This is a genomic window from Pseudomonas sp. BB438, assembly GCF_057180225.1.
Window position 1 is genome coordinate 2,515,825 of the sequence record NZ_CM170001.1, and the last position, 25,833, is coordinate 2,541,657.

Below are 25,833 nucleotides of genomic sequence, written 5' to 3' on the forward strand. Positions count from 1 at the left end.
AGGCGTCTGGCTGGCGCCTCGGTCGCGGCCACTTCCTTCTCGGGAAGGCGTGCAATTAGACCATCGTCTATAACGGCGGGAGCTGTCTCAGACTGCTACAGCTGTCGCGATCTGCCACGTGCGCGCAGGCTCTGGAGGGGCGCAGCCCGCTGTTTCGCAAAGGGTTTTCCCGCTGGCACGGAACCTGAAGAGCTCGGGGTTTCGCTTCGGCGCCGTGTCGGTGCTGCACAAGGAGGCCTGGCTTGAAGAGGATTCATCTGTCCCCGCCGTGGATGGCAGGGCTGTTTGCCACCGTATTCACCTGTCTGCTGTTGTGGTGGCTGCCCGGGGTGGGCAACGCGCTGCTCTGGGGGCTGGTGGTGATGATCGCTGCCGGCGCCATCCGCATGGAATGGCGCAGGTGGGCCTGGCCGGCGGTCGCTGGCGCGCTGTGCGGGGCCTGCCTGGCACTGGCGCTGCACCTGGTGGCCGACCACTTCCAGCTGCGCTATGCCTGGCTCTACAGCAGCGCGGCGCTGCCGGCCTATCTGAAGTTCTCCAACCTCTGGGGCGGTGACGAGGGTACGGTGCTGCTGCTCTCGACCTTCTGCATGGCGATCGCCCTGAACAGCGCCACACTGCCGGGATGGGCAGGGCGCGGCATGGCGCTGATCGCTGCCTGGTACGTCGCCACTGCCGCCTGGCTCGGGCCCTTCAGCGCGACGCCGGCGGGCTGGCTGGCCGCGCAACCGAGCCAGGGCATGAACGCCCACCTGCAGACCTTCTGGATGTCGCTGCATGCGCCGTTGATTCTCTGTGCCTACGCCTGGGTGCTGGCGCCAGCGGGCGCTGCGCTCGACGCGCTGGGGCGGGGCGGTCACGCCTATGCCTGGGTGATGCCGCGCTACAGCCGCCGTGCCTGGCTGATCCTCAGCGCCGGCATCGGCGTCGGCATGGCCTGGGCCATGGAAGATTTCACCTACGGCCAGCTCTGGCACTGGGACCCGGTGCAGACCTCGGCCTTCATCATCTGGGCGCTGCTTGGCGCGGTGCTCCATGGCGCTCGCCGCTGGCGCGCGGACGGTGCCTACGCACGGCTGTTGCCGGTGCTCAGCCTGCTGGCAGCCGCCATGGCCTGCGCTGCGATGGCGGTGACTCGCAGCACGGTGCTGGCCAGCTCGCACCGCTACATCGGCACCACGTCCTGGCTCAGCCACCTGGCTCTGGCGGCGATCCTGCTGGCGCTCGCGGCGTTCCATCTGCTGGCGGGCTGGCGCGCGCGCAGACGGGCAGGGCGGCGCGGGGCCTCAGACTGGACGCTCGACCTGGCCATCTACCTGTTCGCCGGTACCGGGCTGCTGGCTCTCGGCGCGCTGCTCCAGGCGCATCTCTATGAATGGCTGGGGATGGAGCGTCCGAGCGAGCTGAAACCCTTCTTCGAGACGCTGACCGCCTGGGCGACCACCGCCGAGATGGACAGCCTGCGCCGCGCCTTCGACCAGTGGGACGTCAACGGTTACAGCCTGGCGCACGGGGTGGTGCCGCTGCTGGCGGCGCTCGGCCTGATGGGCGGCTACAGCTTCCTGCGTCGCTGCGGGAGACCGCGGCTGGCGTTGCTGGCGACCGTCCTGATGGCCGCCGCGATGCTCTGGACCGGCTGGCGCGGTGGCTGGCTGAACGACAGCTATAGCGGCGACGGCATGCTCTCGCAGAATATCGTGCGGGTGCTTCCGTGGCTGGACGCGGCGCTGCTGGGCGGCGTCTTCCTGATGGCCAGCTGCCTGCTGTGGGGCACGCAGAGCCTCTGGCGCAGCCGGCGTGTGGGCAACCTGCGCTACTGCGGCGGGCTGGCACTGGTCCACGGCGGCGCGGTGATCGCCCTGGTGGGCGGGCTGGCCGCCACGGCGCTGAACAGCTACCAGCAGATCAGCATTCCGCCGGGCACTTCCTTCGAGCAGTGGCACGCGGTGATCGGCGGCATGCAGATGCGGGTCTCACCGGATGCCAGCCGGCCGGACTTCTCCGGCTACCACGCAGTAGCCAAGGTCGAGTTGCGCGACGGCGACCGGACGCTGGCTGGTCACGCACTGTTCCAGGACAGCCGGGGCAATCCGCCGGCTTACCAGGGGCCGGTGCGGCAGCTCTGCGAGATCCTCGATTACCACTACGCACGCTTCGCCTCCGATCGTGGCTACGTGCTGCACCCGTTCATCGTCCGTGGCTGGAGCGGCGACCTGCAGATCTGGGTGCCGGCTTCCGCTCGCCTGCTCAAGCAGCCCGGCGATGACATCGAGAGCGTGGTGGTGGTGCGCCGCTTCCCGTTTCTCTCGCTGGTCTGGATCGGCCTGCTGACCATGCTGTTCGGCGCCTTGCTGCTCCCGGCGGGCGGCGCTTTGCGCAAGCGCGACCATACTGCTTCGGAGGGTGTCTCACAGGCCCTGTCTCAGAGTTAGACAGCAATCGCGAAATGTGACGTCGCATTTCCGGTGCTGTCTGCCGGGCGTGCCTGCAAATACCGCCGAAAGCCTGATTCGGCGCGGTTTGCGAAGTAGTGGCACACAACCTGCAAAACCGCTTCGAAGAGTTCGCTCTTAGCCCATCGGTGGGCGCCAATAACCAACAAGAATACCGAGGAGGCCTGACCTTGAAGATGACACGACTTCGGCACTATCTGGGTGCCGGAACCCTGGCCGCACTGGCCCTTGCGCTGCACCAGACGGCCCAGGCCGCACCCGAAGGCCAGGCGATCATCAACGCCAAGTGCCAGGCGTGCCACACGCCCGAAGGCAACAATTCCCTCAGCCGCATCAGCCACCAGCGCAAGACCCCCGAAGGCTGGCTGATGAGCATTGCCCGCATGCAGGTGATGTACGGCCTGAAGATCACCGACGAGGAGCGTCGCTCGGTGGTCAAGTTCCTCGCCGACAAGCAGGGCCTGGCGCCCAGCGAGACCGACGGCGTGCGCTACGCGCTGGAGCGCCGGCTGAACACCGTCGAGGACTTCGATACCCACTTCGAGCAGATGTGTGCCCGTTGCCACTCGGCCGCGCGCATTGCTCTGCAGCGCCGCCCGGCGGCGGAATGGGAGAAGCTGGTGAACTTCCACCTCGGCCGCTGGCCGTCGCTGGAATACCAGGCCCTGGCCCGCGACCGCGACTGGTTCGACCTGGCGAAGAAAGAGATGGTCCCCGAGCTCGCCAAACGCTTCCCGCTGGACAGCAAGGCCTGGTCCGACTGGCAGAAGAACCGACCCAAGGCCGAATCGCTGGCCGGTGACTGGAGCTTCGCCGGGCACATGCCGGGCAAGGGCGACCTGGCTGGCAGCATGAAAGTGACCCAGGATGGCGACGATGCCTTCAAGGTCAGCGTGAAGGGCCAGTACGCCGACGGCTCGCCGTTCAGCGGCGCGGGCAGTGCGGTGCTGTACAACGGCTACGAATGGCGTGGCGCGGTCACTGTCGGTGACGTGACCATGCGTCAGGTGTTCGCCGCCCTGAACGGCCAGATGCAGGGCCGCATGTTCGACAAGGCCCATGATGAGCGCGGCCTGGACTTCGTCGCGGCGAAGGAGGGCACCAGTCACGTGCTGGGCGTGCAACCGGCGTACATCAAGGCGGGTGCTGAGACCGAAGTCAGCGTGGTCGGCACCGGCCTGAAGGGCAAGCCGTCGTTCGGCAAGGGCGTGGAGGTCGTGTCGGTAGTGTCCGAGACGCCCGAGCGCGTGACCGTCAAGGTCAAGGCCAGCGATGCGGCCGCGGCCGGTGAACGCGACGTCACCGTGGGCACCGCCAAGGGCGGCAGCCTCGCCGTGTACAAGAATATCGCCGATGTGAAGGTGGTGCCGGCGTTCTCCATCGCCCGCATCGGCGGCAATGGCGGCTCCACGCCCAAGGTCCAGGGCAGTTTCGATGCCGAGGCCTGGGGCAAGGGTGCCGACGGCAAGCCGTTCCGCATCGGTGTGTTCCCGGCGCAGTGGTCGGTGGAACCCTTCGATGACCGCGCCAAGGAGGACCAGGACGTGAAGTTCGCAGGTCTGATGGATGCCGCCACCGGCATCTTCACCCCGGGCGACGCCGGTCCGAATCCGGAACGCAAGATGATGACCAACAACGCCGGCAACCTGAAGGTGATCGCCGCAGTGGACGACGCCGGCCAGTCGCACAAGGGCGAAGGGCACATGATCGTCACCGTGCAGCGTTGGAACAACCCGCCGATTCCATAACCCTCGGGATCGGATGAACTGAACGCATGAGCCCCGCCTGCGGGCGGGCGTACCAAGCAAGTTCCGGGAGGTCGCCATGGGCGCCATCTTGAATCTGGTCGAACGCAACCTGCATGAAGTGCAGGTCGACGCCGACCGCCTGTTGTTCCACATCCCCAGCTCCTCGCTGTTCGCCAGCGACGCGTTGACCGGCGGGATCATCGACGCGCTGCGCGGGCAGGCCTGCTCGCCGGACGAGCTGACCCAGCGTCTGAGTGGCCGCTTCGCCGCCGCGGATATCGACGAGACCCTGCGCGAGCTGATCGCGCTGGAGCTGGTCAGCGACGGCTCGCCGCTGACGCCTGAAATCGGCATCAAGAAGGTTGACCGCACCGCGCTCAACACCGTGGTGCTGAACGTCAACACCGGCTGCAACCTCAGTTGCACCTATTGCTACAAGGAAGACCTGGACAAGCCCTCCGCCGGCAAGAAGATGGGCGCGGAAACCGCCGAGGCCTCGGTGGAAATGCTGATCCAGGAATCCCCCGACGAGCCGCGCTACACCGTGGTGTTCTTCGGTGGCGAACCGCTGTCCAACCGCCCGCTGATCGAGCACATGGTCGCGTACTGCGAGCGTCGTTTCGGCGAGCTGGGCAAGACGGTGGACTTCGTCATGACCACCAATGCCACGCTGCTCACCGAGGAAATCGTCGACTGGCTCAACGCCCATCGCTTCGGGCTGTCCATCAGCATCGACGGGCCGAAGACGGTGCATGACCGCAACCGCATCACCGTGGGCGGGCAGGGCACCTATGACGTGGTGCGGCGCAAGGCCGACATGCTGCTGTCGCGCTACACCGCGCGGCCGGTCGGCGCGCGGGTGACCCTGACCACCGGCGTCACCGACGTCGAGACCATCTGGAACCACCTGTTCAACGAGATGGGCTTTGCCGAAGTCGGTTTTGCGCCGGTCACCTCGGGCGATATCAGCAGCTACAACCTCACCACCGATGAGCTGAAGGCAGTCTTCGCCGGCATGAAGGCCCTCGGCCGTCGCTACCTGGACGAGGCGCTGGAAGGGCGCAACATCGGCTTCTCCAACCTGCACCAGCTGATCACCGACATCCACGAAGGGCAGAAGAAGGCCCTGCCGTGCGGTGCCGGCCTGAAGATGCTGGCGGTGGACCACAAGGGCGAACTGAACCTTTGCCACCGCTTCACCGGCTCCTCGCTGCCGACCTTCGGCAACGTGCATGAGGGGGTGAAGCAGGCCGAGCTGAACGAGTTCCTCTCGCAGCGCCTGGACCGCACCGACACCGGCTGCGCCAGTTGCCATATCCGCAACCTCTGCTCCGGCGGCTGCTACCACGAGAGCTACGCGCGCTACGGCGACCCGGCGCACCCCACCTACCACTACTGCGAACTGATGAGGGACTGGGTCGACTTCGGCATCGAGGTCTACAGCCGGATCATGGCTGCCAACCCCAGCTTCATCGACCGCCACATCACTCCGCGGAAGGCGCACTGACATGAAACATCTGAAAGCGATCAACACCAAAGCACAGAAGCTCGAACAGGCCGCCGCCGAGGATCGCATCGAGGACGTGGTGGCGATGAACTCCGTGGCCGGCTGCGCGGCGACCACCGACCCGGGCTGGGAAGTCGACGTGTTCGGTGGCGTGTCATCGCTCTGCCAGCCGATGGAAGCGGACCTCTACGGCTGCTCCGACCCCTGCTGGTGGCCGGCCCAGGTGCCGGACATGATGAGCACCTACCCCGACTGGAACAAGGATGCGCAGGCCTCGGCCGAGAACTGGCGCAACCTCGGCACCGTATTCCCGGACGACAAATGATCGCCCTGAAACACATGGGACAGAAGAACAAGAGGAAAACCTGCATGTCCAGAAAAGCATTCGCCGCCGCGCTCGGCGGCCTCTCGCTGGCCTGCGCGCTGCAAGCTGTCGCCGCCGATGCCGGCGCCGACACGGGCAAAGCGCTGGAAAGTGGTCACGAATACCTGATCAGCACCAACTACCCGAACAACCTGCATGTCATCGACATGCAGACCGACAAGCTGTTCAAGACCTGCGCCATTCCTGGCGCCTATGGCCCGGGGATGACCCAGCTGTCGCCGGATCGCAAGGTCGCTTACATCCTCAGCAACCACTACGCGGACATCTACGGCATCCAGCTCGATGACTGCAAGCCGGTGTTCCACGCCACCATCGCGCAGAAGCCGGGCGAGAACGCGCGGGCGATGTTCTCCATGACCGTCAGCCATGACGGCAAGGAGATCTACGCCATCGCCAACCCGACGCTGATCCTTGCCGAGCACTACGAGGTGCAGCAGCCGCGCCTGCAGATCTACTCCGTCGCTGACGGCATGGACGCCAAGCCGGTGCGCACCTTCCCGGCACCGCGCCAGCTGACCATCATGCAGACCGGTGATGACGGCACGCTCTACGTGGCGGGCCCGGATATCTACAAGGTGGACGTGAACACCGGCAAGTTCGACGTGGCCATCCCCAGCCGCAACTGGAAGCGCCCCAACTACGCGCCGCCAGATGTGCTCTATGTGTGGAACCAGCAGACCTACCCGCGCGACTTCTCGCTGCTCTACACCACGGCGAAGTTCAAGGACGCCAAGCAGGACTCGGCCACCGCCGACTTCCTCTACGGCTTCTTCAACATTGACCTGGCCACCGGCAAGACCGAGACCGTCGACTTCGGTCCGGTCACCGAGGTGTACTTCAGCGGCATCCGCTCGTCGAAGGATCGCAACATCATCTACGGCGTGCTCAACCGACTGGCCAAGTACGACATCAAGGAGCAGAAGCTGGTCAAGGCGGCGAACCTGGACCACTCCTACTACTGCCTGACCACCAATAAGGCCGGCAACAAGCTGTACCTGACCGGCACCCTGAACGACGTGGCGATCTTCGATGCCGACAGCCTGGAGCGCATCGGCGATCTGAAGCTGCCCGGCGGCGACATGGCGATCACCACCAGCCAGGCGTTCGTGGCCAACTGATAGTTACCGAGCAAGACCCGATGCCCGGAGCACCTGCGTGCTCCGGGCATTTCTTTTCGGGCCGACTTCAGACTTCTGGCTCGGGGCTCAGATAACGCTGCGCACCGCAGCGCGTACAACGCTGGCAAACCATCGGCACGTGGCCGACCTCGGTCAGATTCCCTTCATCCCAAACACAGCCCAGGAAAAAGCAGCGCAATCGCATGTGTCCTCCTCCGGCAACGCCGGTGTTGAGACAGGCAGAAAGGTGCAGGGGTGGCTCCCGGTTTGTTCTTGTGCGGAGACGCCCGGCAGCTTCCCGCGGGAGCTCTAGAATGGGCAATCTAAACCGCCGAATGACCTCCACGGCTCGTCCGGTGCGGGCTGCCGCCGCTGCGATTACCATTCGTCTCCGTCTCGATAGGGGCCTTGACAGATAATATTACGAGCATAATATCTGCATTCAGATGACGGCCGTAATTTAAACCGGGTCGGACATTCCAGACGGCCTGCGGGCCCTCACATCCCTTGCATGCGGGCGAGTCGCCCCACTGGAGAAAGAACCATGAATGCCAAATCCGAACTGGGCCGCGCACTGATCACTGGCGCTTCTTCCGGCATCGGCGCCACCTACGCGCAACGCTTGGCCGCGCAGGGCTACGACCTGCTGCTGGTGGCCCGCGACCTGCAGCGGCTGGAGGCCCTGGCCGCGCGACTGGGCGAGGAGCACGGTGTCTCGGTGGATGTGCTGAAGGCCGACCTGACCCGTCGGGAAGACCGTGCCCGCGTGGAGGCCCGCCTGGCCGAGGACGCCGGCATCAGCCTGCTGCTCAACAACGCTGGCGTGGCGATCAACGGCACCCTGCTGGAAACCGACCTGGACCGGCTGGAAAGCATGATCGAGCTGAACGTCACCGCCACTGCGCGGCTGGCCGGCGCTGCCGCCAAGGCCTTCGCCGGACGCGGTCGCGGCACCATCATCAACGTGGCTTCGGTGCTTGCGCTCGCGCCGGAACTGTTCAATGGCAGCTACAGCGCCACCAAGGCCTTCGTGCTCAACCTGACCCAGTCCATGCAGCAGGAACTCGCACCGCTGGGCGTGCGCATCCAGGCGGTGCTGCCGGGCGCCACCCGCACCGAAATCTGGGATCGTGCCGGCACCGACATTTCCGCGCTGCCAGCGGAAATGCTGATGGACGTGAACCACATGGTCGATGCCGCGCTGGCCGGCCTGGCCCAGGGTGAAGTAGTGACCCTGCCGGCGCTGCCGGATGCGAGCGAGTTTGAAGCCTTCACTGCCGCGCGCCTGAAGATGGCGCCGAATCTGTCGCGCAGCGCCCCGGCGCAGCGTTATGGCGTGGCGGTGAGGTAACCGGGTAACTGAGTGGCGAAACGCTTGCCCCGGCCATGTGCCGGGGCTTTTTTATGTGCAGCTTTTTTGTGGCAGGGCTCCCTGCGCACGCCGGTAAGCAACCTTTCGGGGTCGTGGTCGGGCGCAGGAGCGGGCCTTGTTCGAGAAGTTCGGCACGACGGCACGTGAAGCATCAGGGGTATGCCGGCGGATTTCGCGAATGGGCAAGACACCGGTCCTGCCGGCGGATCGCGGCATGGCCCGCTTCTGCAGATTGCTGCCCAGTGCTACGGGCATTACTCCGCTGCGCCGATCTCCCGCTTCAGGTGCCGGCGGGTGCTTTCCAGGATACGGTCGGACATCTCCGAGTCGGCGACGCTGCGTGATAGCACCAGCGCGCCGATCAGGGTGGCGAGCAGGGCGACGCTCTCGTCCTTGGCGTGCTCGCCGGGCAGCGCTTTTTCGATGGCGTCGATGCGCGCCTGGACGATGGCGTCGGTGGTCGCGCTGGCATGGCCGCGGGCGCCCAGTTCAGCCGAGATGGTCGGCAGCGGGCAGCCCTTGCCGGGCGCGTTGCGGTGGCCGGGGGAAAGGTACTGGTCGATGAAGCCGGGCAGCGGATCGGCCTTTTCGAACTGCTGGTCGACGATCGGGCGAAGCTGCTCTGCGGCCTGTTGCAGGGCAATTTCCACCAGTTCGTCCTTGGACTTGAAGTGTGCGTAGAAACCGCCGTGGGTCAGGCCCAGCGCCTTCATCAGCGTCTGCAGGCCGGTGGCGTCCACGCCTTCGCTGCGAAAGCGCTGCGCCGCCTCATTGATGATGCGTTCGCGGGTCTGGGCCTTGTGGTCTTCGGAGTAACGCATGACCGATCTCCTGCGGATCATGGAATGCTGAATGTCATTCTAACGCAGGGCGGGCGAGGGGAGGTGATTCAGGGCATGGGGTGCACCGTAGACGCGGGCCATGTCCGCAATCGCGCGCATGGCCCGTTCCAACAGGCGGACTCCTTAACGAACGGCTTCGAGCAGCGTCGCCACGCCTTGGCCGCCGCCGATGCACTGGGTGGCGATGGCATAGCGGCCGCCGGTTTCCTTCAGCAGCGCCGCCGCCTTGCCGGTGATACGCGCGCCGGTGGCGCCCAGCGGGTGGCCGATGGCGAGGGCGCCGCCGTGCAGATTGACCCGATCGATATCCAGCTCCAGTCCGCGCAGGCAGGCCAGCGCCTGGCTGGAGAAGGCTTCGTTGATTTCCACCAGGTCGATGTCGGCCATGCGCAGCCCTGCGCGGTCGAGCAGCTTGCGGGTCGCGTAGAGCGGGCCCATACCCATGATGTCCGGGGGGCAGCCGACCACGGCGACGGCTTTCACCCGCGCGAGGATGTCCAGCCCATTGGCGCGGGCGAAGTCCTCGCTGCACACCAGCACGGCCGCCGCGCCATCGGTGAGCGGCGAGGCAGTACCGGCGGTGACGCTGCCGCCAAAGGCCGGCTTGAGCTGCGCCAGCGCCTCCAGGTTGGTGCCGGGGCGGATACAGCCATCCTCGTTGACCACGCCGTTGGGCGTGTCGATGGGTACGATCTCCGCTGCCAGCAGGCCCTGCTCACGGGCGCGCGCGGCCTTGGCGTGGGAATCCACGGCCATGGCTTCCTGGTCCGCGCGGGAGATGTCGAAGCGCTCGGCGACGATTTCGGCAGTCTGTCCCATGGGCATGTAGGCCTGGGGGAATTCCGCCAGCAGGCGTGGGTTGGGCGAGAGGTTGAAGCCGCCCATGGGGACGCGGGTCATGGATTCCACGCCCGCGCAGATGAAGGCGTCCCCCGCCCCGAGCAGGATCTGCCCGGCGGCGAAGTGGATGGAGGTCATGGACGAACCGCAGAAACGGTTCACCGTGGCGCCGGCCACCGTCTCCGGCAACCCGGCGAGGAAGCCGGTGATGCGGGCCAGGTTCATGCCCTGTTCGGCCTCGGGGTAGGCGCAGCCCATGATCAGGTCCTCGATCAGTCGGGCGTCGAGCCCGCTGCGTGCAATCAGACCCTTGACCGTTTGAGCGGCGAGGTCGTCGGGCCGCACGTCGATCAGCGCGCCTTTCTTGGCGAAGTGGAACGGGGAGCGGGCATAACCCGCGATGACGACGGAAGTCATGGTCAGTCTCCTGAACAGCTGTCAGCGCCCGAGGATCAGGCAGGTGGTGGAGCCGGTGGCATACAGGCGGCCGTCCACGTCGTACAGGCGGCCCTCGGCCAGAGCAGTAGAACGGCCGACATGCACGATGGTGCCTTCGGCACGGATCGGTCCGGTGTCGCGGGTCAGTGCGCGGATATAGCTGATGCGCAGGTCGGTGGTGGTATAGCCGAGCCCCGGTTCGAGCATGGTGTGCACCGCGCAGCCCATGGCCGAGTCCAGCAACGTGGCCGCGTAGCCGCCGTGCACGGTGCCCAGCGGGTTGTAGTGGCGCATGTCCGGGGTGCCCTGGAAGATGAAGCGACCCTGTTCCCATTCCAGCGGAACGAAGCCGATCAGCGCATTGATCGGCGGGGCGGGCAGCTCGCCTGCGCCGATGCCGTCGAAGAACTCCTGGGGCGTCTTGCCGCGCAACTCCTGCAGCGAAACCACGCCGGGCTCGGCCAGGCGCTGGCGCATTTGCGCGGCCGCCGCTTCCCAGGCGGCCATCTTCTGTTCACGGGTGGGTGTCAGGTCGGTCATCGCGGGCTCCAGCGTTTCATTCAAATATTATGGTCGTCATACTAGCATTGAATGATGGCTGAAATATAAGTGGCGAAAGCGCCATCGAGCAGGGCTGAAACGACAGGGCAATCAGCGGGAAGGGGATGGCAGAGAACAGCGGGCGGAGCGAACTCCGCCAGCGAGGGGGAGGCGCTTACTCGGCGGTGGCCGTGATGTTGGCCGCGCGCGCCTGGCTGCGCTGGGCCTTGTACTGCAGGGCGACGGCGGGCACCGGCGAGGCGACGCCGGTTTCCACCCAGCGGCGGATGCGGCCGGCGTCGGCCACATGGGTGCGCTTGCCGAAGGCATCGAGCAGGGCCAGGGCGACCGGGCGACCGTTCATCATGGTGACCATTACCAGGCAGTGGCCGGCGTCGTTGGTGAAGCCGGTCTTGGTCAGGCGGATGTCCCACTTGCCGTTGCGCACCAGCGGGTTGGTGTTGAAGAAGCTCAGCGAGTAGCTGGGCTTGCTGAAGCGCGCGTCGCTGGTCGCGGTGGTGCTCAGCTGGCGGATCTGCGGGTAGGTGTAGGCGGCCTTGGCCAGGCGGATCAGGTCGTTGGCGTCGGAGACGTTATGGATCGACAGGCCGGTCGGCTCGACGTAGTGGGTGCTGGTCATGCCGAGGGACTTCGCCTTGGCGTTCATCGCCGCGACGAAGGCCTTCGAGCCACCCGGATAGTTGTGGGCGAGGCTCGCCGCGGCGCGGTTTTCCGAAGACATCAGAGCCAGCAGCAGCATGTTCTGGCGACTGATCATGCTGCCCAGGTGGACGCGGGAAAACACGCCCTTCATCTCGGCGGTCTCGGAGATGTCCACGGGGATCAGCTCGTTCATCGGCAACTTGGCGTCCAGGGTGACCATGGCGGTCATCAGCTTGGTCACCGAGGCGATGGGCACCACCAGGTTGGGGTTGCTGGAGTAGAGGGTCTTGCCGCTCTCCAGGTCGATCACCAGGGCGCTGCCGGAGGCGAGCACCAGCTCCTTGGACGACGCCGCCTTGGCGGGGGAGGCGGCAAAGGTGTTCGATGAACAGACAACAGCGGCGCAGGCAAACAGCAGGCTCAGTATCGAACGACGACTAGTCATGGATGGGATTCGCAAGCATGAGTGGGAATGTATCTACATCCATGTAGGCATTTTCGGCGAATTCTAATGCAAGGTCCGCCATAGCGCACCTGGCGCAGGGCGTCTCAGATTGCGACAGATTGAGACGTCCGCAACGTCGTTCGGGCGAGGCCGCGACCGACGCTGTCGATCGTGATGCGCGCACGTGCTCTTGCTGTTGCGAAATGCAACCGGAGCGGCTGCCTGCCGATTGACCGAAAACCTTCTCAAAGCCCCGTCGCATATGGCGTTCAGGCCGGATGGCACGCTTTGTGACTGGCTATCCTGAAATGAGCGGAGACGCCCGGCCCGTCGCATCGGCGATGGTCGGGGTTGCGTTTACCTTTACGTTAACGTAAACATGTCCCGCAGCTCGCGACCGGCCAGTCAGCCCGGCGGGCTGCCGGCAAGCAAACTCGGCCCCAGGCGCTCTGCGCCGCTGCCCAGGCCGATCGTTCAGTGTTGATCCCAGAACAAGCACAACAAGGGAAAGCCATGAACCACCTGAGTTACACCCGCGGTCCGCAGGACAAACCCCTGCTGGCCATGACCGTCGGCGCAGCATTCGATGCCACCGTCGAACGCTTCGCTCAGCGCGAGGCCCTGGTCGTTCGCCACCAGAACTTGCGTTACACCTGGGCTGAACTGGCCGAGGTGGTCAATGGCATCGCCCGCGCCTTCCTCGCCCTCGGCCTGCGCCCCGGTGACCGCATGGGCATCTGGGCGCCCAACTGTGCCCAGTGGTGCATCACCCAGTTCGCCAGCGCCAAGGTCGGCGCCGTGCTGGTCAACATCAACCCGGCCTATCGGGTGAACGAACTCGAATACGCGCTCAAGCAGTCCGGCTGCCGCTGGCTGGTCTGCGCCGATGCCTTCAAGTCCTCCGATTACCACGGCATGCTCGCCGACTTGCTGCCCGAGCTGGGGCAGGGGCGTCCGGGCGAGCTGTCCAGCGACCGCCTGCCGGAGCTGCGCGGCGTGATCAGCCTGTCCGATAGCGCCCCCGCCGGTTTCCTGCACTGGAGCCAGCTGGAACCGCTGGGCCGCGGCATCGCCGCTGCCGAGCTCACCGAACGCCAGGCGTTGCTGCAGTTCGACGAGCCGATCAACATCCAGTACACCTCCGGCACCACCGGCTTCCCCAAGGGCGCCACGCTCAGTCACTACAACATTCTCAACAACGGCCTGATGGTCGGCGACAGCCTCGGCCTCACCGAGCACGACCGCCTGGTGATCCCGGTGCCGCTGTACCACTGCTTCGGCATGGTGATGGGCAACCTCGGCTGCCTGACCCACGGCTCTACCATGATCTACCCCGCGCCCAGCTTCGAGCCCGAGGCGACCCTCGCAGCGGTGGCGGAAGAGAAGGCCACTGCACTGTACGGCGTGCCCACCATGTTCATCGCCGAACTGGACCACCCGACTCGCCGCGACTTCGACCTGTCGAGCCTGCGCACCGGCATCATGGCCGGTGCCACCTGCCCGATCGAAGTGATGCGCCGGGTCATCGACGAGATGCACATGGCCGAGGTGCAGATCGCCTACGGCATGACAGAGACCAGCCCGGTGTCGCTGCAGACCGGTCCGGAAGATGACCTCGAAACCCGCGTCACCACCGTTGGCCGCACCCAGCCGCACCTGGAAAGCAAGATCATCGACGCCGACGGTCGCGTCGTCCCGCGCGGCACCATCGGTGAGCTGTGCACCCGTGGCTACAGCGTGATGCTCGGCTACTGGAACAACCCGCAGGCGACCCTGGAAGCCATCAGTCCGGCGCGCTGGATGCTCACCGGCGACCTCGCCGAGATGGACGAAGCCGGCAACGTGCGCATTGTCGGACGCAGCAAGGACATGATCATTCGCGGTGGCGAGAACATCTATCCGCGCGAGATCGAGGAGTTCCTCTACACCCACCACGCCATCGCCGACGCCCAGGTGATCGGCATTCCCGACGAGAAGTACGGCGAGGAGCTGGTGGCCTGGGTCAAGTTCCATCCCGGCCACAGCGTCGCCGAAGACGAGCTGCGCAGCTTCTGCAAGAACGCCATCGCCCACTTCAAGGTGCCGCGTCACTTCCGCTTCTGCGACGAGTTCCCGATGACGGTGACCGGCAAGATCCAGAAGTTCCGCATGCGCGAGATCAGCATCGACGAGGTGCGCAATCAGCGTGGTTGACCGCTCGACCCCGTGCGCCCTGGCGCGCGCCCTGATTGCCGGGGCGCCATGGGCGTAGAGAAGGGCACCATCTCCATCCGCCTGGTCAGCGAAGCGCTGGCCGAGTTTCGTCGCGCCGGCCGCGACGACGGCCCGCTATTGTCGGCCGCCGGCATCGCCCCGGAGCTGTTCGGCAAGCCCTACGCACGGGTCTCCAGCCAGGCCTACGCACGGCTCTGGCTGCGCCTGGCCAGGGAAATGGACGATGAGTTCTTCGGCATGAACGCGCGGCGCATGAAGTCCGGCAGCTTCAACTTCATGGCCGCTGCGGCCATTCGCGAACCGACGCTGGAGACGGCGATGAATGCCGCGCTGCGCTTCATGGGCCTGGTGTTCGACGACTTCACCCCGCGCCTGACGCGCCAGGAAGGCCTGGCCGCCATCGTCCTCGACGAGCCCGAAGGCCCGGCGCCGCGCGCCTTCTGCTATTTCACCCTGTGGCTGATGCTGCACGGCCTGGCCTGCTGGCTGGTGGGGCGGCGGATACCAGTGCTGGCCATCGAACTGCGCTGCCCGCAACCGGACTTCATCGCCGACTACCGGGTGATGTTCACCGAGAACCTCAACTTCGCCCGCCGCCAGTCGCGCCTGCTGTTCAACGCCGAAGCGCTGGACTTGCCGGTGCGCCGCGACGAACGCGAACTTCGGCGATTCCTGGGTGGCGCACCGGCCAACATCCTGGTGCGCTACCGCGATCCGCAGAGCCTCGCCGCGCGCACCAAGGCCTACCTGCGCAGCCTGAAATTCGAACGCTGGCCGGACCTCGACGCCCTCGCCGGGCATTTCTACATGGCGCCCTCGACCCTACGCCGCAAGCTTGCCGCCGAAGGGCAGTCCTACCAGGCGCTCAAGGACCAGTTGCGCCGCGACCTCGCCATCGCGCGGCTGGACAGCGGTGACGGCAACTTTGCCGACCTCGCCGAAGAGCTGGGGTTCGCTGATACCAGCGCCTTCTACAAGGCCTTCCGCAAATGGACCGGCTCGACACCCGGTCAGTACCGCGCGCTGATCCGCCAGGAGCCCTGAAATTTAAGGCTCCGACTCAAGTAGCCGCCTTACAGGCCGATAAAACCTCAAAGAATTGCTTGTCGCTCAAGGACGCCAACCCATGCCGCTTTCCCGCCTCTCGATCCAGTGGAAGATCACGCTGCTGACCGGTCTTTGCCTGCTCTGCATCGTCTGCCTGCTGGTCGGCCTCTCCCTGTTCCGGATGAGCCACGATGCCGAGCTGATCAAGGCGGCCAACGCCGACATGCTCAAGGATGCGGCGAAGTCGCGGATGCAGGCGCGCAGCGAGCAGCAGGCGGAGATCATCCAGCGCTTCTTCACCGACGTGTACCACTTCGGCAACCAGTTCTCCCGCCAGGTCGCCCAGCTGCGCGAGCAGACCACCCAGCACGGCGCAGACGCCGCCAGCGTGCGCAAGGACCTGAACCAGTTGGTGCGTGATGGCCTGAAGAGCAACCCGAACCTGCTCAGTCTCTATGTGGTCTTCGAGCCCGATGCGCTGGACGGCCAGGACGCCGCCTTCCATGACCAACCCGACGCCGGCAGCAACGAGAAGGGCCGCTTCGGCGCCTACTGGGCACAGAAGGCCTCCGGTGAGATGACCGGCTTGGCGGTGACCGAGGACATGATCGCCGATACCTCGCCGATGCTCGACGGCAGCCCCTTCAACACCTGGCAGCTGTGCCCGCTGCAGACCCGCAAGGCCTGCGTCCTCAACCCCTATTTTGACAGCGCCTCCGGCTCCAAGGTGCTGATGACCACCGTGACTTTCCCGCTGCTGGACCAGGGCAAGGTCATCGCGGTAATCGGCATCGATATCAGCCTGAGCCGCCTGCAACAGCTGGCAAACGATGGCGACCGCCAGCTCTACGACGGCGCCGGCAGCGTCAGCATCGTCAGCCCGGCCGGCCTGCTCGCCGGCTACAGTAGCGACGAAGCGCTGCTCGGCCAGCCGCTTGCCAAGGCCATCCCCGGCCAGGCGGCCGAGCTGCTGTCGCTGCAGGCCGGTGGTCGCCCGCAGGTACTGGAGCAGGACGGCCAGTTGCGGGTGGTCGAGCCGCTGCTGCCGATTCCGGATGCCAGCAAACCCTGGGCCGTGGTGCTCGACGTCCCGCAGGAGGTGCTGCTGGCGCCCGCGCTGCAACTGCAGAAGCAGCTGGACGAGCGCAACTCCAGCGGCGCGCTGTGGCAGACCCTCTTCGGCCTGATCGCCGCTGTCGTCGGCCTGCTGCTGGTGTGGCTTACCGCCCGCGGCGTGACCCGGCCGATCCTCAATGTCGCCGCCATGCTGCGCAACATCGCCAGCGGCGAAGGCGACCTGACCAAGCGCCTGGACTACACCGGCAAGGACGAGCTGGGCGAGCTGGCCGGCTGGTTCAATCGCTTCCTCGACAAGCTGCAGCCGATCATCCGGGACGTGAAGTCTTCGGTACAGGACGCCCGCGCCACCGCCGACCAGTCCTCGGAAATCGCCAGCCAGACCAGCGCCGGCATGCAGCAGCAGTTCCGCGAAGTCGACCAGGTCGCCACCGCCTCGCAAGAGATGAGCGCCACCGCCCACGACGTCGCCAACAGCGCCGCCATGGCTGCCGACGCGGCACGCGGCGCCGATGGTGCGACCCGCGACGGCCTCAGCGTGATCGACAACACCACCCGCCTGATCGACGAACTGGCCAGCGACATGAGCAGCGCCATGAGCCAGGTGGAGGGTCTGGCGGCCAGCAGCGAGCAGATCGGTTCGGTGCTGGAAGTGATCCGCGGCATCGCCGAGCAGACCAACCTGCTGGCACTCAACGCCGCCATCGAGGCAGCCCGTGCCGGTGAGGCCGGTCGCGGCTTCGCGGTGGTTGCCGATGAGGTGCGCAACCTCGCCAAGCGCACCCAGGACTCGGTGGAGGAAATCCGCCAAGTCATCGAAGGCCTGCAGAACGGCACCCGCGACGTGGTCGGCGCGATGAGCAACAGCCATCGCCAGGCGCAGGACAGCGTGAATCAGGTCGAACAGGCCGTGGCGGCGCTGAAACGCATCGGCGATGCGGTGGGTGTGATCACCGACATGAACCTGCAGATCGCCAGCGCCGCGGAGGAACAGAGCGCGGTGGCCGAGGAGATCAACCGCAACGTGGCGGGCATCCGCGACGTCACCGAATCGCTGTCCAGCCAGGCGCAGGAGTCGGCGCAGGTCAGCCAGTCGCTGAACAAGCTGGCGAACCACCAGCAGGGGTTGATGGATCAGTTCCGGGTTTGACGTCCTGGTACGGCCGAAAAGCCCCTCTCCCTAGCCCTCTCCCTGAAGGGAGAGGGAACCGTTCGGCGCGCTCTGACAATACCGTGCTTGCCGGTGCACGACGGACGTCGCATCACGCCATATAGCTCCCTCTCCCTTCAGGGAGAGGGCGGGGGGAGAGGGCTGGCCTGGGCGCCGAAACGCCCCGGTACGAGCGAGCTTGCTCGCGAACCGCACGGCACGGTGCTGCAAGTCGCCCTTCGCGGACGAAGTCAGCTCCTACGAAAATCCAACCATCACGCAGCACCACAGCTGTCCAATCCGCTCATCCAGATTGGCGGCTTTCGACATTGCCCGCATGCCTGCGCGGCGGGAACATCAGGGAACTCCAACAAGAACAACCCGGGAGTCCCAAGCGATGCGTTCCCATACCGCCGCCACGGTCGAGTTTGACTACCGCGCCACCGCCGACGCCGTCCTGGCCGGCAACCTCGATGCCCTCAATGCCTGTGTCGAATGCTGCGACCGTCACGCCATACCCGGCCGTGTCGCGCTGTTCTGGGAGGGCAAGGACGGCGACAGCGCTTCCTACACCTTCACCCAGCTCAAGGAGCTCTCCGGCCGCTTCGCCAGCTTCCTGCATGGCCTCGGCGTGCGTCCCGGCGACGTGGTGTCCGGCATGTTGCCGCGCACGCCGGAGCTGCTGATCGCCGTGCTCGGCACCTGGCGCCTGGGTGCGGTCTACCAGCCGCTGTTCACCGCCTTCGGGCCGAAGGCCATCGAGCATCGGGTCAAGCTGGCCGGCAGCAAGGTAGTGGTGACCGATGGCGCCAACCGCAGCAAGCTCGATGAGGTGCCCGACGCCCCCACGCGGGTGACGGTCGGCGGCCCGAAAGGACAGGGCATCCGCCACGGCGACTACAGCTTCTGGGCCGAACTGGAACGCCATTCGCCGGACTTCGAACCCGTACTGCGCCGCGGTGACGACACCTTCCTGCTGATGTTTACCTCCGGCACCACCGGGCTGGCCAAGCCCCTGGCCGTGCCGCTGCGGGCCATCGTTGCTTTCGTCGGCTACATGCGCGATGCGGTGGGGCTGCGCGAGGAGGATTCGTTCTGGAACCTCGCCGATCCGGGCTGGGCCTACGGTCTCTACTACGGCGTCACCGGGCCGCTGGCCATGGGGCACCCGATCACCTTCTACGAAGGCGCGTTCACGGTGGAGAGTACCTGCCGCATCGTGCGCAAGTACGGCATCACCAACCTGGCTGGCTCGCCCACCGCGTACCGCCTGCTGATCGCCGCTGGCGACGCCGTGTCCCGACCGCTCAAGGGCCGCCTGCGCGCGGTGAGCAGCGCCGGCGAGCCGCTGACCCCGGAAGTCATCCGCTGGTTCGCCAGCGAGCTGGGCGTGACCATCCACGACCATTACGGCCAGACCGAGCTGGGCATGGTGCTGGCGAACCACCATGAGCTGGAGCACCCCGTGCACCTGGGCGCCGCCGGCTATTCCATCCCCGGCCATCGCGTGGTGGTGCTGGACGAGCAGGGCAACGAGCTGCCCGCCGGCCAGCCCGGCGTGCTGGCCATGGACCGTCGCCAGTCGCCACTGATGTGGTTCGCCGGCTACCAGGGCATGGAAACCAAGGCCTTCGTCGGCGACTACTACCTGAGCGGCGACACCGTCGAGCTGAACGCCGACGGCAGCATCAGCTTCGTCGGCCGCGCCGACGACCTGATCACCACCTCCGGCTACCGCGTGGGCCCGTTCGACGTCGAGAGCGCGCTGATCGAGCACCCGGCAGTGATCGAGGCGGCGGTGATCGGCAAGCCGGACCCGGAGCGCACCGAACTGGTCAAGGCCTTCGTGGTGCTCTGTTCGTCCTACCGGCCGGGCGCGGAGCTGGCCGAGGAACTACAACAGTACGTGCGCAAGCGACTGTCGGCGCACAGCTATCCGCGGGAAGTGGAGTTCGTCGACGAACTGCCCAAGACCCCCAGCGGCAAGATCCAGCGCTTCCTCCTGCGTAACCAGGAGATCGCCAAACAACGCGAAGCGGCCGAGAAAGTGGCGGCTCACTAAGTCCAGCGGAGAGACTTCATGCAGATCCAGAACAAGGTATTCCTCATCACTGGCGGCGGCTCCGGACTCGGCGCAGCGACCGCGAAACTGCTGGTGAGCGCCGGCGCCAAGGTGGTGCTGGCCGATATCAACGCCGAAGCCGGCGCGGCCCAGGCCGCCGAGCTGGGCGAGGCGAACGCGCGCTTCATCCGTACCGACGTCTGCAGCGAGGCGGACGGCAACGCCGCCGTGCAACTCGCGCTGGACGCCTTCGGTGCACTGCACGGCCTGGCCAACTGCGCGGGCGTGGCCCCGGCGGAAAAGGTCATCGGCCGCAACGGCGTACACGGGCTGGACAGCTTCACCCGCACCATCAGCATCAACCTGATCGGCACCTTCAACATGCTGCGCCTGGCTGCCGAAGCCATGGCCCGCAACGAGCCAGACGCCGGCGGCGAGCGCGGCATCATCATCAACACCGCGTCGGTGGCCGCCTTCGACGGGCAGATCGGCCAGGCCGCGTACTCCGCCTCCAAGAGTGCGGTGGTCGGCATGACCCTGCCGATCGCCCGCGAACTGGCGCGTTCGGGCATCCGCGTGATGACCATCGCTCCCGGCATCTTCGAGACGCCGATGATGGCGGCCATGCCCCAGGAAGTGCGCGATTCGCTCGGCGCCAGCGTGCCGTTCCCGCCGCGCCTCGGCCGCCCGGACGAGTACGCCGCACTGGCCCGCCACATCATTGAGAACAGCATGCTCAACGGCGAAGTGATCCGCCTCGACGGCGCCATCCGCATGGCTGCGAAGTAAGCAGGAGAATTGCCATGAACGATCCCATCGTCATCGTCAGCGCCACCCGTACCCCCATGGGTGGCTTCCTCGGCGACTTCAAGGACGTCACCGCCGCCACGCTCGGCGCGGCAGCGATCCGCGCGGCCGTCGAACGTGCCCGCCTGGGCGCGGAAGACGTGGACGAAGCCGTGCTCGGCTGCGTGCTCGCCGCCGGCCAGGGCCAGGCGCCCGCTCGCCAGGCCGTGCTGGGCGCGGGCCTGGCGCGCGGCACACCGTGCTCCACGGTGAACAAGATGTGCGGCTCGGGCATGAAAGCCGCGATGATGGCCCACGACGCCATCCTCGCCGGCAGCTCCCGCGTCGCCCTGGCCGGCGGCATGGAGAGCATGTCCAACGCGCCCTACCTGCTGGAACGCGCCCGCAGCGGCTACCGCATGGGCCACGGCAAGGTGCTCGATCACATGTTCCTCGACGGCCTCGAAGACGCCTACGACAAGGGCCGCCTGATGGGCACCTTCGCCGAGGACTGCGCCGAGAAATACGGCTTCACCCGCGAGCAGCAGGACGACTACGCCATCGATTCGCTGACCCGCGCGCAGAAGGCCATGAGCGAAGGCCGCTTCAAGGACGAGATCGTCGCGGTGACGGTCAAGTCCGGCAAGGAGCTGCGCGCCATCAGCGAAGACGAGCAGCCGCCGAAGGCCAGGCTGGACAAGATCCCGACCCTGAAACCGGCGTTCCGCGACGGCGGCACCGTGACGGCAGCCAATGCCAGTTCCATCTCTGACGGCGCTGCCGCGCTGGTGCTGATGCGTCTGTCCGAAGCCGAGAAGCGCGGCCTCACGCCGCTGGCGGCGATCCGTGGCCATTCGTCCTTCGCCGATGCGCCGAACCTGTTCCCGACCGCCCCGGTGGGCGCGGTTGAGCGCCTGATGCAACGTACCGGCTGGGCGCTGGGCGATGTCGACCTGTTCGAGGTCAACGAAGCCTTCGCGGTGGTCGCGATGGCCGCCATGCGCGACCTGGACATTCCCCACGACAAGCTCAACGTCCACGGCGGCGCCTGCGCCCTCGGCCACCCCATCGGCGCCTCCGGCGCGCGGGTAATCGTCACCCTGCTGTCGGCGCTCAAGCAGTACGACCTCAAGCGCGGCGTGGCCTCGGTATGCATCGGTGGCGGCGAAGCCACGGCCATCGCGGTCGAACGCCTGGCCTAAGGAGCGAGAGATGATTCCCAGCGAAGAAGACATCCAGATCCGCGATGTGGCCCGCCAGTTCGCCCAGGAGCGGCTCAAGCCCTTCTCCGCTGACTGGGACCGCGAGCATCGCTTCCCGGCCGAAGCCCTGAAGGAAATGGCCGACCTCGGCTTCCTCGGCATGCTGGTGGCGGAGCAGTGGGGCGGCGCGCAGACCGGCCACCTGGCCTACGCGATGGCGCTGGAGGAAATCGCCGCCGGCGATGGCGCCTGCTCGACCATCATGAGCGTGCACAACTCGGTGGGTTGCATGCCCATCGCCAAGTTCGGCAACGACGAGCAGAAGAGCCAATTTCTGGTGCCGCTGGCCCGCGGCGAGATGATTGGCGCCTTCGCCCTCACCGAGCCGCAGGCCGGCTCCGATGCCAGCTTCCTCAAGACCCGCGCGCGTCGAGACGGCGATCACTACGTGCTGAACGGCAGCAAGCAGTTCATCACCTCCGGCAAGCATGCCGGCCTGGTGATCGTCTTCGCAGTGACCGACGCGGCAGCGGGCAAGAAGGGCATCAGCGCCTTCATCGTGCCGACCGACACGCCCGGCTACCGCGTGGTGCGCGTCGAGGACAAGCTCGGCCAGCATGCGTCCGATACCTGCCAGATCGCCTTCGATGACGTGCGCATCCCGGCCAGCTACCGGCTGGGCGAGGAGGGCCAGGGCTACGCCATCGCCCTGGCGAACCTGGAAGGCGGGCGAATCGGCATCGCCTCGCAGGCCGTCGGCATGGCCCGCGCGGCCTTCGAGTACGCCCGCGATTACGCCCACGAGCGCGAGACGTTTGGCAAGCCGATCATCCAGCACCAGGCGGTGGCCTTCCGCCTCAGCGACATGGCCACCGAGATCGCCGTGGCGCGGCAGATGGTGCATCACGCCGCGAGCCTGCGCGAAGCCGGCCTGCCATGCCTGACCGAAGCCTCGATGGCCAAGCTGTTCGCCTCGGAAATGGCCGAACGCGTGTGCTCCGCGGCGATCCAGACGCTCGGTGGCTACGGTTATCTGCAGGACTACCCGGTGGAGCGCATCTACCGCGATGTGCGCGTGTGCCAGATCTACGAAGGCACCAGTGACGTGCAGCGGCTGGTGATCGCCAGGAGTCTGTAAAGGGTTCGCCGGCAGACCCCGGCCTGTTCGTTGGACAGGCACTTCGGCAGGGCGGGGTTTGCGGGTGGCTTCTCAAGAGGTTTTTTGTCGGAGCGAGCTTGCTCGCGAACAGATTTCACCGGGAATTTCTCGGCTGGGCGGTTCGTGAGCAAGCTCGCTCCTACAGGGTTGGCCGTTGCGCGTGTGGCAAACGTAGGATGGCGTGGAGCGCAGCGATACCCATCAAAGGGCATTGCCGGGAATGTCAGGCGCGCTCCGCCGCCTCACGCGCTTCCCGTGCCGTCACCTGCTGACACAGCTCGATGATCTGCTCGCGCATCCAGCGGTTGGCTGGGTCCTGGTCGGTGCTTTCGTGCCAGTACAGGTGGGTCGCCAGCTTGGGCACGTCGTTCACCGGCAGGTCGACGAAGTGCAGCCCGTGATGACGGGCGAAGCGCTCGGGCACGGTGACCACCATGTCGGTCTGCTGCACCACGGTGGACGCCATCAGGTAGTGCTGCGAGCGGAGGACATTCTTGCGCTGCAGGCCCATCTTGCCCAGCGACAGGTCGACGTAGCCCAGGCCGCTGCGGCGGCTGGAAATCTGGATGTGGGCGACCGAGAGGTATTCCTCCAGGGTCAGCTTGTCCTTGGCCAGCGGGTGGCCCTGGCGCATGGCGCAGACATAGCGGTCTTCCATGAGCTTGACGTGGCGTACCTGCGGGTCGGTATTCAGCGGCGCATCCACGGCGAAGTCCAGTCGGCCAGCGGCCAGTTCCTTGGTGGTCTCGCGACGCTTGGAGAGGAAGCTCTCGATGTACACGTTCGGCGCCATCCGCCGCAGGCGCTGGAACAGCGGCGGCAGGATGATGGCCTCGGTGAGGTCGGTCATGCTGATGCGGTAGGTCTTGCTCGCCTGGGTCGGTGTGAAGGTGCGGCTCTCCTGCACCGAGACGCGCAACAACTGCAGCGCGTTGCGCACCGGCCCGATGATGTTCTGCGCCATGGGCGTGGGCACCATGCCTTGCGCGGTCCGCACGAACAACGGGTCGTTGAAGGTTTCACGCAGGCGGGCGAGGGCGTTGGAGACGGCGGGCTGAGTGATGCCGACTATCTGTCCGGCGCGGGTCAGGTTGGCTTCGGTGTAGATCGCGTCGAAGACGATGAACAGGTTCAGATCGACCTTGCTGAGGTTCATTCCAGGGCTCCGCTTGTAGTTGTTCTGCGGCCGATCATACCCGAACGAACGCTCAGGTCCATACGGGTTATGAATGTTCATTGATTCGGATAATAGGCTGGGTAAATGCCCTTGGCTGTTCTAGCATCATCACCACACCAACAACCGCCGCCAGAAGGTCAGCCCCCATGGATTTCGCTTATTCCGCCAAGGTTCAGGATCTGCGTGAGCGCCTCACCGCGTTCATGGAAGCCCACGTCTATCCCGCTGAGAAGGTATTCGAGGAGCAAGTGGCCGAGGGCGACCGCTGGCAGCCCACGCAGATCATGGAAGACCTGAAGGTCAAGGCCAAGGCTGAAGGGCTGTGGAACCTGTTCCTGCCCGAGTCCGAACTGGGCGCCGGCCTGACCAACATGGAATACGCGCCGCTGGCCGAGATCATGGGCCGCTCGCTGATCGGCTCCGAGCCGTTCAACTGCGCAGCGCCCGACACCGGCAACATGGAAGTGCTGGTGCGCTACGGCAGCGAAGAGCACAAGCGCACCTGGCTGGAGCCGCTGCTGCGCGGCGAAATCCGCTCCGCCTTCGCCATGACCGAGCCGGGCGTGGCCTCGTCCGACGCCACCAACATGGAAGCCAATGCGGTACGCGATGGTGACGAGTGGGTCATCAACGGCCGCAAGTGGTGGACCTCCGGCGCCTGCGACCCGCGCTGCAAGATCATGATCTTCATGGGCCTGACCAACCCGGACGCGCCGCGCCACCAGCAGCACTCGATGATCCTGGTGCCCACCGATGCTCCCGGCGTGAAGATCCTCCGCCCGCTGCCGGTGTTCGGCTACGACGACGCCCCGCACGGCCACGCCGAAGTGCTCTTCGAGAACGTCCGCGTGCCCTACGAGAACGTGCTGCTCGGCGAAGGCCGTGGCTTCGAGATCGCCCAGGGCCGCCTCGGCCCAGGCCGTATCCACCACTGCATGCGCTCCATCGGCATGGCCGAGCGCGCGCTGGAACTGATGTGCAAGCGCTCCGTCAGCCGTACCGCCTTCGGCAAGCCGCTGGCACGTCTGGGTGGCAACATCGACCACATTGCCAACTCGCGCATCGAGATCAACCAGGCCCGCCTGCTGACCCTCAATGCCGCGTACATGATGGACACCGCGGGCAACAAGATCGCCCAGAGCGAGATCGCCCAGATCAAGGTCGTGGCGCCCAACGTCGCCCTGCAGGTGATCGATCGCGCCATCCAGATGCACGGCGGTGCCGGCGTCTCCAACGACTTCCCGCTGGCCTACTGGTACGCCATGCAGCGTACCCTGCGCCTGGCCGACGGCCCGGACGAAGTCCACCGTGCTGCCATCGGCAAGTTCGAGATCGGCAAGTACGTGCCGCGTGATGCGCTGCGCAGCAGCCGCTGATTGCAAGCACCCCGGAAAAAGGCCCGCTGATGCGGGCCTTTTTCTTTTTCAGCGGCGCTGAAGCATCGCGGATGCACCCCCTTGGCGGACCAGGCGCCCGTCCGGAGCAGGAGGACGCCATGCGCGTGATCGCGGATGTGGCCTGCTGCTACAGGGAAGCGCCGGGCTCACCGGCTGTCGAGCCGACGTAGATGCCGCCCAATGACAAGGCCAGCTTGCGCTGGCCTTGTTC

General features: G+C 66.2%; 19 protein-coding genes and 2 pseudogenes. 15 read left to right on the forward strand and 6 right to left on the reverse strand.

The genetic code is table 11. The features are described 5' to 3' along the window. Nucleotides 1–242 precede the first annotated feature (242 nt). The 5 genes from ccsA to peaD all read left to right on the forward strand — a co-directional run bounded on the left by ccsA (nucleotide 243) and on the right by peaD (nucleotide 7,211). The gene (gene ccsA, locus AC1ZV1_RS11770) at nucleotides 243–2,432 is read left to right on the forward strand and encodes a cytochrome c biogenesis protein CcsA (protein ID WP_484296870.1); all 2,190 of its coding nucleotides are present in this window, start codon (nucleotides 243–245) and stop codon (nucleotides 2,430–2,432) included. A 197-nt stretch (nucleotides 2,433–2,629) separates the two neighbouring features. Further along, nucleotides 2,630–4,201 carry a quinohemoprotein amine dehydrogenase subunit alpha gene (peaA, locus tag AC1ZV1_RS11775; RefSeq protein ID WP_484296871.1) on the forward strand — a complete coding sequence of 524 codons (1,572 nt, stop codon included), beginning with the start codon at nucleotides 2,630–2,632 and terminating at the stop codon, nucleotides 4,199–4,201. Nucleotides 4,202–4,277: 76 nt separating this feature from the next. Next, complete coding sequence (gene peaB, locus AC1ZV1_RS11780; RefSeq protein WP_484296872.1) at nucleotides 4,278–5,708, forward strand: quinohemoprotein amine dehydrogenase maturation protein; 1,431 nt, start codon at nucleotides 4,278–4,280, stop codon at nucleotides 5,706–5,708. A 1-nt stretch (nucleotide 5,709) separates the two neighbouring features. After that, nucleotides 5,710–6,033, forward strand: coding sequence for a quinohemoprotein amine dehydrogenase subunit gamma (qhpC, locus tag AC1ZV1_RS11785; RefSeq protein WP_015477047.1), 324 nt, complete (start codon nucleotides 5,710–5,712; stop codon nucleotides 6,031–6,033). 44 nt (nucleotides 6,034–6,077) lie between these two features. Continuing rightward, the gene (gene peaD / locus AC1ZV1_RS11790) at nucleotides 6,078–7,211 is read left to right on the forward strand and encodes a quinohemoprotein amine dehydrogenase subunit beta (RefSeq protein ID WP_484296873.1); all 1,134 of its coding nucleotides are present in this window, start codon (nucleotides 6,078–6,080) and stop codon (nucleotides 7,209–7,211) included. Between the two features lie 67 nt (nucleotides 7,212–7,278). Here peaD and AC1ZV1_RS11795 read toward each other — a convergent pair whose 3' ends face one another. Further along, nucleotides 7,279–7,416: a PSPA7_2676 family Cys-rich small protein gene (locus AC1ZV1_RS11795; RefSeq protein WP_416746924.1), complete on the reverse strand. Its 138-nt coding sequence runs from the start codon at nucleotides 7,414–7,416 to the stop codon at nucleotides 7,279–7,281. Between the two features lie 339 nt (nucleotides 7,417–7,755). On the opposite strand from AC1ZV1_RS11795, the gene AC1ZV1_RS11800 reads away from it, so the two are divergent. After that, the gene (locus AC1ZV1_RS11800) at nucleotides 7,756–8,562 is read left to right on the forward strand and encodes an SDR family NAD(P)-dependent oxidoreductase (protein ID WP_484296874.1); all 807 of its coding nucleotides are present in this window, start codon (nucleotides 7,756–7,758) and stop codon (nucleotides 8,560–8,562) included. A gap of 275 nt (nucleotides 8,563–8,837) precedes the next feature. On the opposite strand, the gene AC1ZV1_RS11805 is transcribed toward AC1ZV1_RS11800, so the two are convergent. The 4 genes from AC1ZV1_RS11805 to pbpG all read right to left on the reverse strand — a co-directional run bounded on the left by AC1ZV1_RS11805 (nucleotide 8,838) and on the right by pbpG (nucleotide 12,351). After that, nucleotides 8,838–9,404 (reverse strand): TetR/AcrR family transcriptional regulator, encoded by a 567-nt coding sequence (locus AC1ZV1_RS11805; protein WP_484296875.1) that lies wholly within the window; start codon nucleotides 9,402–9,404, stop codon nucleotides 8,838–8,840. Between the two features lie 144 nt (nucleotides 9,405–9,548). Next, complete coding sequence (locus tag AC1ZV1_RS11810) at nucleotides 9,549–10,688, reverse strand: thiolase family protein (RefSeq protein WP_484297548.1); 1,140 nt, start codon at nucleotides 10,686–10,688, stop codon at nucleotides 9,549–9,551. A 15-nt stretch (nucleotides 10,689–10,703) separates the two neighbouring features. Next, complete coding sequence (locus AC1ZV1_RS11815; RefSeq protein ID WP_484296876.1) at nucleotides 10,704–11,243, reverse strand: PaaI family thioesterase; 540 nt, start codon at nucleotides 11,241–11,243, stop codon at nucleotides 10,704–10,706. Nucleotides 11,244–11,418: 175 nt separating this feature from the next. After that, the gene (gene pbpG, locus AC1ZV1_RS11820) at nucleotides 11,419–12,351 is read right to left on the reverse strand and encodes a D-alanyl-D-alanine endopeptidase (protein WP_484296877.1); all 933 of its coding nucleotides are present in this window, start codon (nucleotides 12,349–12,351) and stop codon (nucleotides 11,419–11,421) included. Nucleotides 12,352–12,864: 513 nt separating this feature from the next. Here pbpG and AC1ZV1_RS11825 point away from each other — a divergent pair. The 8 genes and pseudogenes from AC1ZV1_RS11825 (at nucleotide 12,865) to AC1ZV1_RS11860 (ending at nucleotide 23,027) form a co-directional block, all read left to right on the forward strand. Next, nucleotides 12,865–14,544 carry an AMP-binding protein gene (locus tag AC1ZV1_RS11825; protein ID WP_484296878.1) on the forward strand — a complete coding sequence of 560 codons (1,680 nt, stop codon included), beginning with the start codon at nucleotides 12,865–12,867 and terminating at the stop codon, nucleotides 14,542–14,544. A gap of 48 nt (nucleotides 14,545–14,592) precedes the next feature. Further along, complete coding sequence (locus tag AC1ZV1_RS11830) at nucleotides 14,593–15,609, forward strand: AraC family transcriptional regulator (protein WP_484296879.1); 1,017 nt, start codon at nucleotides 14,593–14,595, stop codon at nucleotides 15,607–15,609. A gap of 253 nt (nucleotides 15,610–15,862) precedes the next feature. After that, nucleotides 15,863–16,933: pseudogene (locus tag AC1ZV1_RS11835) on the forward strand (PDC sensor domain-containing protein); the annotation flags it as partial. Between the two features lie 393 nt (nucleotides 16,934–17,326). Further along, nucleotides 17,327–17,839: pseudogene (locus AC1ZV1_RS11840) on the forward strand (methyl-accepting chemotaxis protein); the annotation flags it as partial. 397 nt (nucleotides 17,840–18,236) lie between these two features. Next, on the forward strand, nucleotides 18,237–19,901 hold the full coding sequence (locus AC1ZV1_RS11845) for an acyl-CoA synthetase (protein WP_484296880.1): 1,665 nt from the start codon (nucleotides 18,237–18,239) through the stop codon (nucleotides 19,899–19,901). A gap of 18 nt (nucleotides 19,902–19,919) precedes the next feature. Further along, nucleotides 19,920–20,690, forward strand: coding sequence for a 3-hydroxyacyl-CoA dehydrogenase (locus tag AC1ZV1_RS11850; protein ID WP_484296881.1), 771 nt, complete (start codon nucleotides 19,920–19,922; stop codon nucleotides 20,688–20,690). Nucleotides 20,691–20,698: 8 nt separating this feature from the next. After that, nucleotides 20,699–21,889: an acetyl-CoA C-acyltransferase gene (locus AC1ZV1_RS11855; protein ID WP_484297549.1), complete on the forward strand. Its 1,191-nt coding sequence runs from the start codon at nucleotides 20,699–20,701 to the stop codon at nucleotides 21,887–21,889. A gap of 10 nt (nucleotides 21,890–21,899) precedes the next feature. Then, nucleotides 21,900–23,027 (forward strand): acyl-CoA dehydrogenase family protein, encoded by a 1,128-nt coding sequence (locus AC1ZV1_RS11860; protein WP_484296882.1) that lies wholly within the window; start codon nucleotides 21,900–21,902, stop codon nucleotides 23,025–23,027. A gap of 244 nt (nucleotides 23,028–23,271) precedes the next feature. On the opposite strand, the gene AC1ZV1_RS11865 is transcribed toward AC1ZV1_RS11860, so the two are convergent. Further along, nucleotides 23,272–24,204 carry a LysR family transcriptional regulator gene (locus AC1ZV1_RS11865; RefSeq protein WP_484296883.1) on the reverse strand — a complete coding sequence of 311 codons (933 nt, stop codon included), beginning with the start codon at nucleotides 24,202–24,204 and terminating at the stop codon, nucleotides 23,272–23,274. 167 nt (nucleotides 24,205–24,371) lie between these two features. Here AC1ZV1_RS11865 and AC1ZV1_RS11870 point away from each other — a divergent pair, with 167 nt between their 5' ends. Next, nucleotides 24,372–25,601 carry an acyl-CoA dehydrogenase gene (locus AC1ZV1_RS11870; RefSeq protein WP_484296884.1) on the forward strand — a complete coding sequence of 410 codons (1,230 nt, stop codon included), beginning with the start codon at nucleotides 24,372–24,374 and terminating at the stop codon, nucleotides 25,599–25,601. The last annotated feature ends 232 nt before the right edge of the window (nucleotides 25,602–25,833 follow it).